The sequence below is a fragment of the Streptomyces sp. NPDC052236 genome (assembly GCF_044548015.1).
In the GTDB taxonomy this organism is placed as follows: Bacteria; Actinomycetota; Actinomycetes; order Streptomycetales; family Streptomycetaceae; genus Streptomyces.
Genome location: NZ_JBIUBL010000014.1, coordinates 115,293 through 130,845, shown reverse-complemented (window position 1 = coordinate 130,845; position 15,553 = coordinate 115,293). Strand labels below are relative to the sequence as shown.

The following is a 15,553-nucleotide window of genomic DNA, read 5'->3' as shown; positions in this document are numbered from 1 at the left end:
AGGCCCCCGGTCGGTGATCAGGGCGACCGGTCAGCATGATCTCCGCGGATGTAGTCGGGGAGCACCTTGGGCGGCCAGCAGCCGATGGAGAACATGCCTACCGAGTACGCCTTCGCGGCGAGGGCGGTTCGGTTGGGCACCTTGAACTGGCGCAGCAGTATGGACACGTGGTACTCGATGCCCTGACGGCTCAGGAACAGTTTGGCCGCCAGCCGTACGGTCGGGTCCCCCGCCGCCACGCCTTCGAGGACCTTCGCCGTGAGGGTCGTCAGCTTCCGCTGCGAGCCGACGAGCGGCTGCCGATCGCCTGACTCCTCCGGCATGAACTGCACCAGAATCATCTTGCCCTTGCCGCCGTCGTCATCGAGCGGGAAGGCGCTCAACTTGCCCGCGATCGCGGTGTCGTTGAACCACATCCAGATGGACTGCCCGACCAGGCGGGCGTGCCGGCCCTGCGCGAGCCGGCCGAACTGGTGCACCAGGTACTGCCGCACGCTCGGGTGCAGGAACTCCGCGAAGTTGCGCTCGCTGATGTCGTCGTGGTGTCTGCCGCACTGAGCTCCGAACGCCCCGTTGACGGCCCGGACGCGCAGCGCCGGATCGAGGATCGCCAGGCCGATTCCGGACAGTTCGAACGACGAAAGCACCACATCGCCGTATTCGTCACTGCGAATCTCCGTGCCGAATAGCGTCGAATCGGCAACGCCACTTGGCTGGTTGCTGGACATCGCCGGCTGCCGAGGAATCAGTGAAACATCGGGCGACAGCGGAAAATGGGTGACAATATTCGCGCCCGGAGGAGCCGGCGACTTTAAATCCGTCGCGTACCGAATGTCGCTTTCGGTGCCATTCTTTGTGAAGATCATCTATGCCGCACCTTCCCCGTTGTGATTATCGGCGGGCGTCGGGGAGCCTAATAAGGCAGCAGCCGGGGGGTCAATGCGTTCCTGTGCCGAAAGCCAACACGGACGAAGAACCTCCGCCGGAGCGACCGGCGGAGGTCCTGGGCGCACGCCCCTCACAGGTCCAGCAGCACCGCGAAGATGAGGAAGAAGGCCGCGCACAACACCACGACCACACCGATGATGATCAGAGGGCCCTTGGCCCAGCCGCGCGGCAGGGCATGCCGGGGCCCGGTGCCGGACCCGGCGCTCCCCTCCCCGGGCGGCGTCTCCCCGGGCGGTACCGAGCCGCCCGGTTCGAGTCCGGGGACCCTGTCCGGATCGGGATCTGGGCTGTGTGGAGAGGTCATGGCGTACACGGTCCTACGTGTCTGTCCTAGCCCCGGCCGGTCAGCGCGTCGCGCACCCGGTCGACGAGCCCGATTCCGGGGTCAAGGATCTTGTTGGCGGGCGGCTTGTCGGGGGTGGCCGGGTGCGGGCGGGTCGGTGCCGTCTTCTTGGCCTGCCTGACCTTGTCACCCAGATCGGTCAGCATCTCGGGCGGGCAGCTTTCGCGCAGCAGACGGAAGAGATTCCTCTCCTCGTCCATGACGTGCGCCCTGATCTCCGACATCAGCTTGAGCATCAGCATGTCGAAGTCGGGGTCGTCCGCCTCGCAGCTCTCCAGATCCTTCATAGTGCGTTCAGCCGTGGCGTGGTCCTCCAGCTCACGGTCGGCGAGCTCCGCGCCGCGCGGAACGTGCTCGCGTACCGCGGGGTAGAGGTAGGCCTCCTCGGCCACCGAGTGCCGGACCAATTCCATGGTGACCTGGTCCGCCAATTCCTTACGCCTGCTGTCACCGGACGGCAGCGCCTCGATCTGGGTGAAGATCTGCTCGACTTCCCCGTGGTCGCTGCTCAATTCAGCTATGACGTCTCCGCTGGGATCCATCACGTTTCCCTTCCTCCGCCTGTTCCGTCTATTGCGACGCATTACGGAAGCGAGCGCATATTACGCGTGCAGCCCGCTTGTGGCCGAGGCCACTGCCTCACCGTGACCGGCACCACTCCCGCAGGGAGAGCCAGGAGGTAGCGTTCCAAGGCCTTCTTCCCATGGATTCGGATGGATCGGCCGTGCCCGCAGATCTCACACCGCTGATTGCGGCGACCGCTCAGTGGCTGACGCGTGCCTATCCTTCGGACGGCGGCGCGCTGGCCTCCGCCCTCTCCGAGGCTCAGGCCCGCCAAGCCGTCACAGTCGCCGCCTGGCTCCGTTATCCGACGGAGATGGATGCCGCTCTCGTCGCGGTGGCGGGGCCGGGAGGCTCCACCAGACTCGACGGGATCACGGGCAGGGAACCAACCGAGACCGAGACCGACATTGCCGGGCACGCGTGGCGTACGTGGGTGGACGAAGTCGTGGCGAGCTGGGCTGCTTGCCTGCTCTCCGCCCCGCTACTGGCCCGGGCCGCAGTGAACGCCCTGGCCGGAGGCAGCCACACGGTCGGTTCGCCGGTCGAGTTCCGGCGCCTGCTCACCCCCGATGAGGGGGACCAGCGGGCGGCCGTGCTGCTGCGCCACCCGGACCTCACCGCGCCCATAGCCGAACTCCACCACGCCCAGCTCCTGGCCCTTCTGACGCCAGGAACGCGGAGTGTCCCGGACTGACCCGCGCTGACCGGTCCAAATGAACCCATCAGCTCCTGGTGAGGCGGCCGGGCCGCACTGTTTACAAAATCTTGTTACAAAATCTTGCCGATTTCCTTACTGATGGCTGCGGGTGTGTCGTATTCCTTGTCCGGCAGCTTCTTCAGCGCTTCCTTGATCTCCTTGCTCGCGCCGTGGCTCTCTGCCTGCTTGACGATTTTCTCCTTACCGGCGGGGAATTCCATGCCGGAAAGGGACTTCTGCATTTCAATCGGGTTCACAGTCATGGCCCACGGGTACCCCGGCCTGCCAGGCGGAAACACACCCTCCCGCGGGGCAATTCGCAGGGATGGTGGCAAAGAAGCTGGGAACCCCGACTCCCATGTCCAGCAACCAGCAACCAGCGGTACGCGGCTCGCCGCACGGCCGAAGGCCTCGCCTCGGTCCCGGCGCCCCGGCACTTTCGCCATCACTCGAATGCCGTAAGCCGCCGCGCGTCCGGCGCCGCCCGGGCGGACTCTGATCCCAGGTCTTCCGAGGCCGCCAGGCCCACCACCTCCCGCCGCCGACGTCAGGAGATCGAAATGAGCACCGCCTTCCCGCGCAGCTGGGAACACGCCGTCGTCACCGGCGGCGCGGGCTTCGTCGGCTCGCATCTGTGTGCCGCGCTGCTGGACTCCGGCTCCGGAGTAACCTGCGTCGACGACTTCTCGACGGGGCGGCCCGAGAACATATCCACGCTGCTCGACCGGCCCGGCTTCGCCCTGGTGCCCGCCAACGTCTCCGAGCCGTTCACCGTCGACCGGCCGCCCGACCTCGTACTGCACTTCGCGTCCCCGGCGTCTCCCGCCGACTATCTGCGGCTGCCGCTGCACACCATGGAGGCCGGCAGTCTCGGCACGCGCAACGCCCTGGCTCTCGCCCGGTCCGCTGGCGCCCGCTTTCTGCTCGCCTCCACCTCCGAGGTCTACGGCGACCCGCAGCAGCATCCGCAGAGCGAGCGGTACTGGGGCAATGTGAACCCGGTCGGGCCGCGCAGCGTGTACGACGAGGCCAAGCGCTTCAGCGAGGCGCTGACCACGGCCGAAGCCGACACCCACGGCGCGGACACCGCCATCGTGCGGCTGTTCAACACCTACGGCCCGCGGATGCGCGGCCACGACGGCCGCGCCGTTCCCACCTTCGTACGCCAGGCCCTGGCGGGAGAGCCGCTCACCGTCACCGGTGACGGACAGCAGACCCGGTCGCTGTGCTACGTCGACGACACCGTGCGGGGCATTCTCGCGACGGCCGCCCATGGGATGCGCGGCCCGGTCAACATCGGCAACCCGACCGAGATCACCATGCTCGAACTGGCACGGCTCGTCGTCGAGCTCACCGGTTCCGCCTCCGAGGTGCGCTTCATCGAACGGCCTACGGACGACCCCGCCGTGCGCTGCCCCGACATCACACTGGCCCGCGACAAGCTCGAATGGGAGCCGCGCGTGAGCGCCGAAGAGGGCCTGGGGCGCACCATCGCCTGGTTCCGCGCCCATCTGGGCAGTTGATCCTGCCGAGCCCGAGCCCCGAGACCGACACGGAAACCGAGCCCGAGCCGAGCCCGAGCCGAGCCCGAGAGCTCGCCCGCCGCTGCGCCCTCGGCACAGCGCGGCTTCGCCCCCATTCGCCGAAGGCCAGGACGACACCATGCGCATCCTCGGAATCAACGCTCTCTTCCACGACCCCGCCGCCGCCCTGGTCATCGACGGCCGGACCGTCGCCGCCGCGGAGGAGGAGCGGTTCTCCCGGCGCAAGCACGGCAAGCGGCCGGTGCCGTTCGCCGCCTGGGAACTGCCCGGCAAGGCAGCGGCCTGGTGCCTCAAGCGCGCGGGGCTGCGCCCCCAGGATCTGGACGCCGTGGCGTACTCCTTCGATCCGTCGCTCGCCCGGCCCGCCGACTCCATGGGCCTGGACGACCCCTGGGACCACCTGCGGCTCGCGTACGCACGGGAGGCGCCCGGCTTCCTCAAGGCCGCGCTGCCGGGGCTGGATCCGGACCTCGTACGGTTCGTACCGCATCACATGGCACATGCCGCGTCGAGCGCCTTCGCCGCGCCCGGCGGACCCGATGGTGAGACATCGTCAGTTCTGGTTCTCGACGGGCGCGGGGAACGGGCCTCGCACCTCGCCGCTCGCCGGGTCCGAGACCGTCTTGAGCCGCTCCGCACGCAGGAGTTGCCGCACTCGCTGGGGCTGTTCTACGAGGAACTCACCGCGCATCTCGGGTTCCTGCGCTCCAGCGACGAGTTCAAGGTGATGGCTCTCGCCGCCCACGGCACGCCGCGCATGCTGCACGAGCTGCGCCGCTATGTGCATTCCACGGGCGACGGCGGATTCTGCGCCACCGGAGTGGACTGGCACGAGTTCTGCGCCCCGCGCGGCCCGGACGAGCCCTGGACGCAGGACCACGCGGACGCGGCGGCCAGTGCCCAGGCCGTACTGGAGGAAGTCCTGCTCGACCTCGTGCGCTGGCTGCACGGCAGGACGCACGACAGCGTGCTCACCCTCGCCGGCGGGGTCGCGCTCAACTGTGTCGCCAACTCCCGCATCGCCCGGGACGGCCCCTTCTCCCGGGTGTGGGTGCAGCCCGCCGCCGGCGACGCCGGTACGGCCCTGGGCAGTGCCCTGCTGCTCGCCGCCGACGGCGGCGACCGGCCGCTCCCCATGCCCGGCGCGGACCTGGGCCGGGACTGGTCCGACGCGGAACTGGGCGCCTGGCTCAAGACGGCGGCGGTGCCGTTCGACCGGCCGGCGGACATCGCGGCGACCGTCGCCCGCGCGCTGGCCGACAACGCGATCGTGGCCTGGTTCCAGGGCCGCTCGGAGTACGGGCCCCGGGCGCTCGGTCACCGCTCGCTGCTGGCCCATCCCGGGCACGCGGGCAATCTGGAGCGGCTCAACGACGTCAAGGGCCGCGAACAGTTCCGGCCGGTCGCGCCCATGGTGGCGGCCGACCGTGCCGCCGAGATCTTCCAAGGGCCGCTGCCGAGCCCGTACATGCTCTTCGTCCATGAGGTGAGGGCGGCGTGGCGGGACCGGATTCCGGCGGTCGTGCATGTCGACGGGACCGCTCGCATCCAGACCGTGGACCCGGAGCGGGAGCCGCTGGTCGCGCGGATGCTCGGTGAGTTCGAGCGGCTCACCGGACTGCCCGTCGTCGTCAACACCAGCCTGAACACGGCGGGCAGGCCCATGGTGGACGACCCGCGGGACGCGCTGGAGTGCTTCGGTTCGTCGCCCGTCGACCTGCTGGCGATAGGCCCGTACGCGGTCCGGCGCGGAGCTTTCTTCCGCTCCTCAAGCTCCGGTTCCGGTTCCGGTTCCGGTTCCGGTTCCGGTTCCGCCGACGACGGGACCCTGCGATGACGGCGTACGAGCAGGAGGTGGCCGACCCCGAGTACGCCGTGGTGATACCGACGCTCGGACGCCCGAGTCTGAGCGTGTGTCTACGCGCGCTGGCCGACGCCAGGGGCCCGAAGCCGGTACGGGTGGTCCTCGTGGACGACCGCCCGCGAGCCGGGGGCACTCCCCCGGTCCCCCCGGACGAGATCCCGGCGGCTCTGCGGCCCGTCACCACCGTCGTCCCCGGCCGCGCCCGGGGACCGGCCGCCGCGCGCAACGCGGGCCTGCGGGCGGCCGGTCCCGTGACCTGGATCGTCTTCCTCGACGACGATGTGGTGCCGGGCCCCGACTGGGGCGAGGAGCTGGCCCGGGACCTGGTGGGGGCGTCGTATCTGACCGCCGGTGTCACCGCCCGGATCGAGGTACCGCTGCCGTCGGACCGCAGGCCCACCGACTGGGAGCGCAACACCGCCGGGCTGGCCACCGCCCAGTGGATCACCGCCGACATGGCCTACCGCCAGGAGGCTCTGGAGGCCGTCGGCGGCTTCGACGAAAGGTTCCGGCGCGCTTTCAGGGAGGACGCGGATCTCGCCCTGCGGGTGCTGGCCGCGGGCTGGGGGCTGACGGCCGGAACCCGCACCACCACGCACCCCGTCCGCCCGGCCGGCCGCTGGATCTCCGTACGGCAGCAGGCGGGTAACGCCGACGATGTGCTGATGAACCGGCTGCACGGCCGGGACTGGTGGAGCCGGGCGGGCGCGCCGCGCGGGCGGCTGCCCCGTCACCTCGCGGTGACCGCGGCGGCGGTCGCGGGCGTGTCCTGTGCCTCCCTCGGCAGGCCGGGGACGGCCGCGGTGTGCGCGGCCGGGTGGCTGGCCGGTACGGCGGAGTTCGCCGGGGCGCGGATCGCGCCGGGCCCGCGGACCCGGGAGGAGGTCGTCTCCATGGCGCTGACCAGCGTGCTGATTCCGCCCGCCGCCACCTGGCACTGGCTGCTGGGCCACCTCAGGCATCGCCGTGCGCAGCCGTCGGACCAGCTCGGGGTGTCCGGGGCCGCCGCGCCGCCGCGCGCACCGCGCGAGCCGGTCCAGGAGCGGGTGCGGCGATGACCCACCGACTCGCACTCCGGTCCATGGCGGAACCGGCGAGGTCTCCGAACCGGCGGCGGCTGCCGGAGCTGTCCGGCGGGTCGGCGGACCTGCCGCCGACCGGGCGACGACCGGCCCGGCGACCCGGCGTGCCCGGCGCGGTCCCGCTGTCCGGACGGCCTCAGCTGCCCCGGCTGTTCGACGGGCCGTCCGACGCCCGCCGGAACGCGCAGCCGTCGCGGTTCGACGCGCGTACAGGATTCGACACGCCGACCCCGTTTGACACCGGACCCCGATCCGTGGCGGAACCGCCGAGATCTCCGAGCCGGCGGCGGCTCCCAGGGCTGCCGTGGCTGTTCGACAGGCCGCCCGACGCCCGCTGGGCGGGCGCAGGGTTCGACACGGCGGCCCGGTCCGAGGCGGCGGCCCTGTTCGACGCGGACGGCCCGCTCCCCGCGGCGGTCCTCTTCGACCGCGACGGCACGCTCGTGGCCGACGTCCCCTACAACGGCGATCCGGCGCGGGTCGCGCTCATGCCCTCGGCGCGGGCCGCCGTCGATACGGTGCGGGCCCTGGGGATCCCGGTGGGGGTGGTCAGCAACCAGTCGGGCGTGGCCCGCGGCGTGCTGACCCGTCGTCAGGTCGAGGCCGTACGGCACCGGGTGGAAGAGCTCCTCGGGCCGTTCGCGGTATGGGCTGTCTGCCCGCACGGGCCGGACGACGGCTGTGGCTGCCGCAAGCCCGCGCCGGGTCTGGTGCTGGCCGCCTGCGAACGGCTCGGGGTGGACCCCGCCCGTACCGTCGTCATCGGCGACATCGGCTCCGATGTCCTCGCCGCCCGCGCCGCGGGGGCACGCGGTGTGCTGGTACCGACCTCGGCGACCCGGCCCGAGGAGATCGCGGCGGCCGACGAAACGGCCCCCGGCCTGATCGAGGCCGTACGCCTGGCGCTGGCGAACCGTACGCCGGGGGGTGTGTGATGGGCCGGCAAACGACCGCTCCCCGGACGCTCGTCGTCCGGCTGGACAGCGCCGGTGACGTGCTGCTGGCCGGACCGGCCGTACGGGCAGTGGCGGCCGGTTCCTCGCACACCGCGCTGCTCTGCGGCCCACTGGGGGTCCAGGCGGCGCGGCTGCTGCCCGGCGTCGACGAGGTGCTGGTCTACGACGCCCCGTGGGTGGGCCTGGACCCGGCGCCGGTGTCGCCCGAGGAGACCCGCGAGCTGATCGACGCGGTGTCGGGCGGCCACTTCGACCGTGCGCTGGTGCTCGTCTCGTACCACCAGAGTCCGCTCCCCGTCGCGCTGCTGCTGAAGCTCGCCGGGGTCGGGTGGACGGCGGCCGACAGCGAGGACTACCCGGGCGCCCTGCTCGATCTGCGCCACCACCGGCTGCCCCGCCGTCATGAGGCCCGCGCGGCACTTGATCTGGCGCGGGACGCCGGTTTCGCACTGCCGCCCGGCGACGACGGGCGGCTGCGCGTCTGTGCCCCGCCCGACACCGCGCACCTGACCGGACCCGGGCCGTATGTGGTGCTCCATCCCGGCGCGGCGGTGTCCGCCCGGTCGTGGAGCGCGGCGCGGGCGGCCCGGGCGGCGGCAGCGCTCACCGCCGAGGGGTACCGGGTCGTGGTCACCGGCGGCCGGGCGGACAAGGACCTGACCGCGGAAGTAGCCGCCAGGGCCGGAAAGTACGCGCTCGACCTCGGCGGGGCGACCGATCTGCGTGAGCTGGCCGGGGTGCTGGCAGGAGCGCGGGTCGTGGTGGCCGGCAACACCGGGCCCGCGCATCTCGCCGCCGCGGTGGGGACGCCGGTCGCCTGCCTGTTCGCGCCGGTGGTGCCGGCCGAGCGCTGGGGCCCGTACGGCGTGCCGCATGTGCTGCTGGGCGATCAGGACGCGCCGTGCGCGGGGAGCAGAGCCCGCCGCTGCCCGGTGCCGGGGCATCCCTGCCTCGACGGGGTGGGCGACGCGGAAGTGCTGGCCGCGGTGGCGGCGCTCGGCGAGTGGACGGCGCCCGGCGCCCAACTGGCCACAAGCGCAGCCGAAACAGAGCGAGGAGCGACCGTATGAACATCCTGTTGTGGCATGTGCACGGCTCCTGGACGACGGCGTTCGTCCAGGGTCCCCACACCTACCTCGTTCCTGTCACTCCGGGCCGCGACCCGGACGGTCTCGGCCGTGCCCGTACGTTCCCCTGGCCCGAGTCGGTCCGGGAGACGACGCCCGAGCAGCTGCGCGAGGCGCCGGTGGACCTCGTCGTACTCCAGCGGCCGCACGAGCTCGCGCTCGCCGAACGCTGGCTGGGCGGACGCCGCCCCGGCCGGGACGTGCCCGCCGTATATCTGGAGCACAACGCGCCGGACGGCGACGTTCCGGGCACCCGCCACCCCTTCGCGGACCGCGCCGATCTGACGCTTGTTCACGTCACACACTTCAACCGGCTGTTCTGGGACAGCGGCAGCATGCGCGCCGAGGTGATCGAGCACGGCATCGTCGACCCCGGGCACCAGTACACCGGACGGCTCCCGCGCGCGGCCGTCGTCGTCAACGAACCTGTCCGGCGCGGCCGTTACACCGGTACGGATCTGCTGCCCGCGCTGTCCGAGGCGGCGCCGCTCGATGTCTTCGGGATGCGCACCGAGGGCCTGGCCGAACACCTGGGCATACGCCCTGACCGGTGCCGTACCGCCGAGCTGCCGCAGCGTGAGCTGCACGCCGCCCTGGCGGAGCGCCGGCTGTATCTGCATCCGGTGCGCTGGACCTCGCTGGGGCTGTCCCTGCTGGAGGCCATGCACCTGGGTCTGCCCGTCGTCGCGCTCGCCACCACGGAGGCGGTCGAGGCGGTCCCGCCCGGCGCGGGCACGCTGTCCACCCGGCCCGAGGTGCTGGCGCGGGCCGCCCGGCGTTATCTGGAGGAACCGGAGGCCGCGGCGGAGGACGGGGCGCGTGGGCGGCAGGCGGCCCTCGAACGGTACGGGCTCAAACGCTTCCTGACCGACTGGGAGCGCGTGCTGACGGAGGTGCGCTCATGACGGCGACCGGCAGTTTGACGATCGCGCTCGTCTCGGAGCACGCGAGCCCCCTCGCCGTCCTGGGCGGGGTCGACGCGGGCGGACAGAACGTCCATGTCGCGCGCCTTGCGGGCGCGCTCGCCGACCGCGGCCATCACGTCACCGTCTACACACGGCGGGACTCGCCGGACCTCCCCGACCAGGTGCGGCTGCGACCGGGCGTCGAGGTGCACCATGTGCCCGCGGGCCCGCCGGAGCAGATACCCAAGGACGAACTCCTGCCGCATATGCCCGCTTTCGGTAGCTACCTGGCCCGCAGGTGGCAGGCACGCCCGCCCGAGCTGGTGCACTCGCACTTCTGGATGTCGGGGCTCGCCTCCCTGCGGGCGGCGCGCGAACTGCGGCTGCCGCTCCTGCACACGTACCACGCGCTCGGCACGGTCAAGCGACGCCATCAGAAGTACGCGGACACCAGCCCGTCGGCGCGGATCGTCTACGAGACGGACGTGGGTCTGGGCTGTGACCGGCTGATCGCCACCTGCCGCGACGAGGTGGTGGAACTCGGCAGGATGGGCATCCCCGCGCACAAGGTCAGCGTCGTGCCGTGCGGTGTCGACACCGACCAGTTCACCCTGCACGGTCCGGTCGCCGAACGCGGTCCGTATCCGTACCGGCTGCTGCAACTGGGCCGCCTGGTTCCGCGTAAGGGCACCGCCGTCTCCATCGCCGCGCTGGCCCGGCTGCCGGACACGGAACTCGTCGTGGTCGGCGGACCTGCGGCGGACCTGCTCGACGCCGACCCCGAGGTGCGGCGGCTGCGCGACATCGCCCGGTCCGCCGGGGTCGCCGACCGGGTCCGTTTCACGGGCGGGGTGCCCAGCGAGGAGGTACCGCCGCTGATGCGGAGCGCCGATGTGGTGCTGTGCCCGGCGGATTACGAGCCGTTCGGCATCGTGCCGCTGGAGGCGATGGCCTGCGGCAAGCCGGTCGTCGCCAGCGCGGTGGGCGGGCAGCTGGACACCGTCGCCGATCCGGGCACGGGGCGGCTGGTGCCGCCAGGATCGCCCGAAGCCCTTGCCGACGCCGTGGGCGGGCTGCTCGCCGATCCCGCCCTGCGGGAGACGTGTGGGGCGGCGGGCCGCCGCCGGGTGCTGAGCCGGTACGGCTGGGCACGGGTCGCGGCGGCGACGGAGACGGTGTACGGCGCGGTGCTCACCGCCCGGTACGCGGTGACAGGAGTGACGTAACCCGGAACAGACGTAACCCGACTGACCGATGACCGACTGACCGCGCAGCACCGACTGACCGCGCAGCATCGACGTCCGAAGGAGGTGAGGGTCCGGCCGCAGTCCCCCTCCGGGGTCCGGACGTGGACGCGGCAGACCGACCACCATGAGCGAATTCCTTGCACCCGAGGCGCTTGAGGGCGCGCATCAGCACTGCCAGTCGCTGCAGGACGCGCTCGACCGGTTCCGGCTGCACGGCATCGGCCGGATCACGGACTGGGCCGGTCAGCTCGCCGCCGTCCTGCCCGTCGGCGGCCGGCTGCTGGCCGCGGGCAACGGCGGCAGCGCGGCCCAGGCCCAGCATCTGACGGCCGAACTGGTGGGCCGGTACCAGCAGGACCGTCCCGCCTACGCGGCCATCGCCCTGCACGCGGAGACGTCCAGCGTGACCGCCATCGGCAACGACTACGGGTTCGAGCAGGTCTTCGCCCGGCAGGTGTCCGCGCACGGCCGTCCCGGGGATGTGCTCGTACTGCTGTCCACGTCCGGCCGCAGCGCCAACCTGATCGCGGCGGCCGAGACCGGGGGCGCGGCGGGGCTGCGGATCTGGGCGATGACCGGCCCTGCGCCGAACCCGCTGGCCGAGGCCGCCGACGAGGCGCTGTGCATCGACGCGGACTCGGCGGCGACCGTGCAGGAGGCCCATCTCGTCGCCGTACATCTGCTCTGCGAGTGCTTCGACGCGGCGGTGGGCCCAGCCCCTGTCGCGACGGCGGTCATCGGTTCGCACCGGAGGCTGCCGTGATCGGGCCGAAGCCGCTCGCGGTCGTCGGGGATGTCCTGCTGGACGAGGACATCGAAGGCGTCTCCACCCGGCTCTCGCCGGACGCGCCCGCGCCCGTCGTCGACGTCACCGGCGACCGGATCCGCCCGGGCGGCGCGGGACTGGCCGCCGCGCTGGCCGCCCGCGGCGACCGCGAAGTGGTGCTGGTCACCGCGCTCGGCGACGACGGGGCCAGCGAAGCCGTACGCCGTGCGCTGCGCGGCCGGGTCCGGCTGGTGGAAATACCGCTGGTGGGCACCCTGCCGGTGAAGACCCGGGTGCTGGCGGGCGGCCGTCCTCTCGTGCGGATCGACCGCGGCGGCGGGACTCCCGGCGAGGCGGACGGCGAACCGGACTGCGCGGTACGGGAGGCCCTGGCGCAGTCCCATGCCGTCCTGGTCGCCGACTACGGCCGCCATACGGCGCGCGCGGTACGGGCGCACCTGGCGGCCGTGGCCGGCCGGATGCCGCTGGTGTGGGACCCCCACCCCAGGGGCGAGGCGCCGGTTCCGGGCGCGCGGATCGTCACCCCGAACGCGGCGGAGGCCTGCGCCCTGACCCCCGGCGACGGCCAGTCCCTGCGGGCGTACGCCGAGCGGGGGGCGGAACTGGCGGAGCGCTGGCGGGCGGCGGCGGTCGCCGTGACCCTCGGCGAGCGTGGGGTGCTGCTGACCCGGGCGGGCGCCGAGACGCCGATGCTCGTCCCGCCGCCGTACCGGGCGGAGGGCGACCCGTGCGGCGCGGGCGACTGCTTCGCCGCCGCCACGGCCGCCGCGCTGGCGGACGGCGCTCTGCCGGAGGAGGCCGTGCAGCGGGCGGTCGCCGAAGCCGCCGCGTTCGTGGCTGCGGGCGGCGCCGCGAATCCGGCGCTGTGGGAGACCGCGCCTTCCGCTCTGCCGGGCGGGGCCCGCGAGACGGACCCGTTCGCGCTGGCCCGGCGGGTGCGGGAGCGCGGCGGCACGGTGGTGGCCACCGGCGGCTGCTTCGACCTGCTGCACGCCGGTCATGTCGGCCTGCTGGAGAGCGCCCGGCGCATCGGCGACTGCCTGATCGTGTGCGTCAACTCCGATGAGTCGCTCGCGCGCCGCAAGGGACCGGGCCGCCCGCTCAATCCGCTGGCGGACCGTATTCGCGTACTCGCGGCCCTCGGCAGTGTCGACGCGGTCGCGGTCTTCGAGGAGGACACACCGGCGGCGCTGCTGAGCACCTTGCGGCCGGATGTGTGGGTGAAGGGCGGGGACTATGCCGCCGAGGACCTTCCGGAGGCGGAGGTGCTGCGCGAGTGGGGCGGCCAGGCGGTGGTGCTGCCGTACCTCGACGGCCGTTCGACCACTCTGCTGGCGCGCCGGGCGGCGCAGGCGGCGGTACATGGCTGAAGGAATGAAGGGATGAGGGTGAGCGCCGAGATGAGGTCGGAGAGGCCCCGTGCGCTGGTGCTGCGCGCGCTCGGGCTGGGCGATCTGCTGACGGCGGTGCCCGCTCTGCGGGCGCTGCGCAGGAGCCTTCCGGGGTACGAAGTCGTGCTGGCCGCGCCCGAACGGCTGGCCGCGGCGACCGCGGCGACCGGTCTGGTGGACCGGCTGCTGCCCGCCCACGCCGCCGGCCGGTCGGTGCCCGCCGAGCTCGCCTGGACAGGGCCCCCGCCCGATCTCGCCGTGGACCTGCATGGCAACGGACCACCGAGCCATCTGCTGCTCCAGCGGCTGCGGCCCCGGCGCCTCCTCGCGTACGCGCACCCGGAACTGCCGGGGATCCCGGGCCCCGCGTGGCGTGCGGACGAGCACGAACGGGACCGCTGGTGCCGGTTGCTGCGCTGGTACGGCATCCCCGCGGACCCCGACGACCTGCGGATTCCACGGCCCGTGGCGCCCTCCCCGGCGCCCGGCGCGGTCGTCGTGCACCCCGGCGCGGACGCGGCGGCCCGCCGCTGGCCGAAGGAGCGGTTCGCGGCCGTGGCGGGCGCGCTGCGCCGGTCGGGCCACGAGGTCGTGGTCACGGCGGGCGCGGGCGAAGAGGCGCTGGCCCGTTATGTGGCGGCGGAGGCGGGGCTGGGGCCGAGCGGGGTGCTGGGCGGCCCGGCCGATGTGCCGTTCGACCGGCTCGCGGCGCTGGTCGCGTGGGCCCGCTGCGTGGTGGTGGGCGACACCGGTCTCGCCCATCTCGCGACGGCGCTCCGCACACCGTCCGTGGTCCTGTTCGGTCCGGTCGCACCCCGGCTGTGGGGTCCGCCCGCACGCCCGTGGCACCGGGTGCTGTGGCATCCCGACGGGAACGATGCGGCGCGCCCCGGGGACGCGCACGGCCGGGTGGAGGACGAACGGCTGCTGCGGATCACGGTCGGCGAGGTGGTGGACGCGGTACGGGACCTGCCGGTCCCGCGGATCCTTGAGGGCGCGCGGTGAACGCGCCCCCGTCATCCCGCCCTCGTACGGGCATCGTGGTGATCACCCGGAACCGGTGTACGAGCCTGCTGCGCACCCTGGACCGGCTGGCCCGGCTCCCGGAGCGGCCACCGGTCGTGGTGGTCGACAACGGCTCCACGGACGGAACGGCGGAGGCGGTACGCACCGGACACCCCGGCGTGCGGCTGCTCACGCCCGGCCGCAATCTCGCCGCCGCCGGGCGTACGTATGGGGCCGCGGTGCTGCGTACGCCGTACATCGCGTTCAGCGACGACGACTCGTGGTGGGAGCCGGGCGCGCTCGACCGGGCGGCTGACCTGCTGGACGCGCATCCGCGGCTGGGGCTGCTGTCCGCCGCGACGCTCGTGGGCGCGGGAGCCGGCGGGGCCCGCCCCGACCCGCTGAACGAGGCGCTGCGCAACTCCCCGCTGGGCCAGGAACCGGATCTGCCGGGCCATTCCGTGCTCGGGTTCCTCGCGTGCGCGGCGGTGGTGCGGCGGGCGGCGTTCCTGGAGGTGGGCGGTTTCCACCCGCTGCTGCAGATCGGCGGTGAGGAGCATCTGCTCGCCATCGACCTCGCGGCGCGGGGCTGGGGCGTGGCGCACTGTCCGGCCGTTGTCGCCCGGCACGACCCGGACAAGGGCCCCCGGCCGGGCCGGGTGGTGATGATGCGCCGCAACAAGCTGCTCACGGCGTGGCTGCGGAGGCCACTGCGGCAGGCGCTGGTCCAGTCGGCGAAGCTGGCGCTGGAGGGCCGCCACGACCCACAGGCCCGCCTGGCCCTGGCGGACACGGCCCGCCGACTCCCGGCGGCACTGGCCCGCCGCGACCGGATCCCGGCCCGGGTGGAACGCCGCATCCGGCTGCTGGAGGCGTCGCCATGACCGGCCGTGACTGGCCGCGGTTCGCTACCGCGGGGCGTGTACGGCGGCTGCTCCGCCCGGCCCCGGCGCGGCTCACCTCGACCGACACCGCCCGAACGTACTGCGCGCGGCGGTCCTGCCGGCGGTGTCCGCGCCGCTGGGGTGGGTGGTGGGGGCGTTGGCGGCGCTGCCCTTGTCGGGGTGAGGCTGCCGTCCCTTGTCGGGGGCGC

The 15,553-nt window shown here is 73.1% G+C and carries 16 protein-coding genes; 12 read left to right on the top strand and 4 right to left on the bottom strand.

Annotation, left to right across the window (positions count from 1 at the left end; all coding sequences use genetic code 11):
- Nucleotides 1-17: 17 nt before the first annotated feature.
- From ACIHCQ_RS23495 to ACIHCQ_RS23485, 3 genes are all read right to left on the bottom strand, one after another.
- Nucleotides 18-866 carry a helix-turn-helix transcriptional regulator gene (locus ACIHCQ_RS23495; RefSeq protein ID WP_399665540.1) on the bottom strand — a complete coding sequence of 283 codons (849 nt, stop codon included), beginning with the start codon at nucleotides 864-866 and terminating at the stop codon, nucleotides 18-20.
- A 152-nt stretch (nucleotides 867-1,018) separates the two neighbouring features.
- The gene (locus tag ACIHCQ_RS23490; RefSeq protein ID WP_399665537.1) at nucleotides 1,019-1,252 is read right to left on the bottom strand and encodes a DUF6480 family protein; all 234 of its coding nucleotides are present in this window, start codon (nucleotides 1,250-1,252) and stop codon (nucleotides 1,019-1,021) included.
- 26 nt (nucleotides 1,253-1,278) lie between these two features.
- On the bottom strand, nucleotides 1,279-1,833 hold the full coding sequence (locus ACIHCQ_RS23485; protein WP_399665534.1) for a hemerythrin domain-containing protein: 555 nt from the start codon (nucleotides 1,831-1,833) through the stop codon (nucleotides 1,279-1,281).
- A gap of 182 nt (nucleotides 1,834-2,015) precedes the next feature.
- On the opposite strand from ACIHCQ_RS23485, the gene ACIHCQ_RS23480 reads away from it, so the two are divergent.
- Nucleotides 2,016-2,549 carry a hypothetical protein gene (locus ACIHCQ_RS23480; protein WP_399665531.1) on the top strand — a complete coding sequence of 178 codons (534 nt, stop codon included), beginning with the start codon at nucleotides 2,016-2,018 and terminating at the stop codon, nucleotides 2,547-2,549.
- 74 nt (nucleotides 2,550-2,623) lie between these two features.
- Here the strand turns inward: ACIHCQ_RS23480 and ACIHCQ_RS23475 are convergent, their stop codons facing one another.
- A complete protein-coding gene (locus tag ACIHCQ_RS23475; RefSeq protein ID WP_399665528.1) occupies nucleotides 2,624-2,815 on the bottom strand; it encodes a DUF2795 domain-containing protein in 192 nt (63 codons plus the stop codon).
- A gap of 297 nt (nucleotides 2,816-3,112) precedes the next feature.
- On the opposite strand from ACIHCQ_RS23475, the gene ACIHCQ_RS23470 reads away from it, so the two are divergent.
- From ACIHCQ_RS23470 to ACIHCQ_RS23420, 11 genes are all read left to right on the top strand, one after another.
- Nucleotides 3,113-4,075, top strand: coding sequence for an NAD-dependent epimerase/dehydratase family protein (locus ACIHCQ_RS23470; protein ID WP_399665525.1), 963 nt, complete (start codon nucleotides 3,113-3,115; stop codon nucleotides 4,073-4,075).
- A gap of 139 nt (nucleotides 4,076-4,214) precedes the next feature.
- The gene (locus ACIHCQ_RS23465) at nucleotides 4,215-5,933 is read left to right on the top strand and encodes a carbamoyltransferase (protein ID WP_399665522.1); all 1,719 of its coding nucleotides are present in this window, start codon (nucleotides 4,215-4,217) and stop codon (nucleotides 5,931-5,933) included.
- Nucleotides 5,930-7,018, top strand: a complete 1,089-nt coding sequence (locus ACIHCQ_RS23460; protein ID WP_399665519.1) for a glycosyltransferase family 2 protein — start codon at nucleotides 5,930-5,932, stop codon at nucleotides 7,016-7,018. Before ACIHCQ_RS23465 ends, ACIHCQ_RS23460 begins: the two co-directional genes overlap by 4 nt.
- Nucleotides 7,015-7,977 (top strand): D-glycero-alpha-D-manno-heptose-1,7-bisphosphate 7-phosphatase, encoded by a 963-nt coding sequence (locus tag ACIHCQ_RS23455; protein ID WP_399665516.1) that lies wholly within the window; start codon nucleotides 7,015-7,017, stop codon nucleotides 7,975-7,977. The genes ACIHCQ_RS23460 and ACIHCQ_RS23455 overlap by 4 nt, the downstream gene beginning before the upstream one ends.
- Nucleotides 7,977-9,068 carry a glycosyltransferase family 9 protein gene (locus ACIHCQ_RS23450; RefSeq protein ID WP_399665513.1) on the top strand — a complete coding sequence of 364 codons (1,092 nt, stop codon included), beginning with the start codon at nucleotides 7,977-7,979 and terminating at the stop codon, nucleotides 9,066-9,068. Before ACIHCQ_RS23455 ends, ACIHCQ_RS23450 begins: the two co-directional genes overlap by 1 nt.
- Nucleotides 9,065-10,030 carry a glycosyltransferase gene (locus ACIHCQ_RS23445; RefSeq protein WP_399665510.1) on the top strand — a complete coding sequence of 322 codons (966 nt, stop codon included), beginning with the start codon at nucleotides 9,065-9,067 and terminating at the stop codon, nucleotides 10,028-10,030. The genes ACIHCQ_RS23450 and ACIHCQ_RS23445 overlap by 4 nt, the downstream gene beginning before the upstream one ends.
- Nucleotides 10,027-11,256 carry a glycosyltransferase gene (locus ACIHCQ_RS23440; protein WP_399665507.1) on the top strand — a complete coding sequence of 410 codons (1,230 nt, stop codon included), beginning with the start codon at nucleotides 10,027-10,029 and terminating at the stop codon, nucleotides 11,254-11,256. The genes ACIHCQ_RS23445 and ACIHCQ_RS23440 overlap by 4 nt, the downstream gene beginning before the upstream one ends.
- A gap of 145 nt (nucleotides 11,257-11,401) precedes the next feature.
- Entirely contained in the window at nucleotides 11,402-12,040 is a 639-nt protein-coding gene (locus ACIHCQ_RS23435; protein WP_399665504.1) for an SIS domain-containing protein, read from the top strand.
- Nucleotides 12,037-13,434, top strand: a complete 1,398-nt coding sequence (gene rfaE2 / locus ACIHCQ_RS23430; protein ID WP_399665501.1) for a D-glycero-beta-D-manno-heptose 1-phosphate adenylyltransferase — start codon at nucleotides 12,037-12,039, stop codon at nucleotides 13,432-13,434. The genes ACIHCQ_RS23435 and rfaE2 overlap by 4 nt, the downstream gene beginning before the upstream one ends.
- Nucleotides 13,435-13,446: 12 nt before the next feature.
- Nucleotides 13,447-14,460, top strand: a complete 1,014-nt coding sequence (locus tag ACIHCQ_RS23425; RefSeq protein ID WP_399665498.1) for a glycosyltransferase family 9 protein — start codon at nucleotides 13,447-13,449, stop codon at nucleotides 14,458-14,460.
- 38 nt (nucleotides 14,461-14,498) lie between these two features.
- Entirely contained in the window at nucleotides 14,499-15,344 is an 846-nt protein-coding gene (locus ACIHCQ_RS23420; protein WP_399665495.1) for a glycosyltransferase family 2 protein, read from the top strand.
- Nucleotides 15,345-15,553: the final 209 nt, after the last annotated feature.

Bases quoted from the DNA above. Each gene is read 5' to 3' on its own strand.
- ACIHCQ_RS23495 (WP_399665540.1), bottom strand. From the start codon at position 866: ATGATCTTCACAAAGAATGGCACCGAAAGCGACATTCGGTACGCGACG.
- ACIHCQ_RS23490 (WP_399665537.1), bottom strand. From the start codon at position 1,252: ATGACCTCTCCACACAGCCCAGATCCCGATCCGGACAGGGTCCCCGGA.
- ACIHCQ_RS23485 (WP_399665534.1), bottom strand. From the start codon at position 1,833: ATGGATCCCAGCGGAGACGTCATAGCTGAATTGAGCAGCGACCACGGG.
- ACIHCQ_RS23475 (WP_399665528.1), bottom strand. From the start codon at position 2,815: ATGACTGTGAACCCGATTGAAATGCAGAAGTCCCTTTCCGGCATGGAA.
- ACIHCQ_RS23470 (WP_399665525.1), top strand. From the start codon at position 3,113: ATGAGCACCGCCTTCCCGCGCAGCTGGGAACACGCCGTCGTCACCGGC.
- ACIHCQ_RS23465 (WP_399665522.1), top strand. From the start codon at position 4,215: ATGCGCATCCTCGGAATCAACGCTCTCTTCCACGACCCCGCCGCCGCC.
- ACIHCQ_RS23460 (WP_399665519.1), top strand. From the start codon at position 5,930: ATGACGGCGTACGAGCAGGAGGTGGCCGACCCCGAGTACGCCGTGGTG.
- ACIHCQ_RS23455 (WP_399665516.1), top strand. From the start codon at position 7,015: ATGACCCACCGACTCGCACTCCGGTCCATGGCGGAACCGGCGAGGTCT.
- ACIHCQ_RS23450 (WP_399665513.1), top strand. From the start codon at position 7,977: ATGGGCCGGCAAACGACCGCTCCCCGGACGCTCGTCGTCCGGCTGGAC.
- ACIHCQ_RS23445 (WP_399665510.1), top strand. From the start codon at position 9,065: ATGAACATCCTGTTGTGGCATGTGCACGGCTCCTGGACGACGGCGTTC.
- ACIHCQ_RS23440 (WP_399665507.1), top strand. From the start codon at position 10,027: ATGACGGCGACCGGCAGTTTGACGATCGCGCTCGTCTCGGAGCACGCG.
- ACIHCQ_RS23435 (WP_399665504.1), top strand. From the start codon at position 11,402: ATGAGCGAATTCCTTGCACCCGAGGCGCTTGAGGGCGCGCATCAGCAC.
- ACIHCQ_RS23425 (WP_399665498.1), top strand. From the start codon at position 13,447: ATGAGGGTGAGCGCCGAGATGAGGTCGGAGAGGCCCCGTGCGCTGGTG.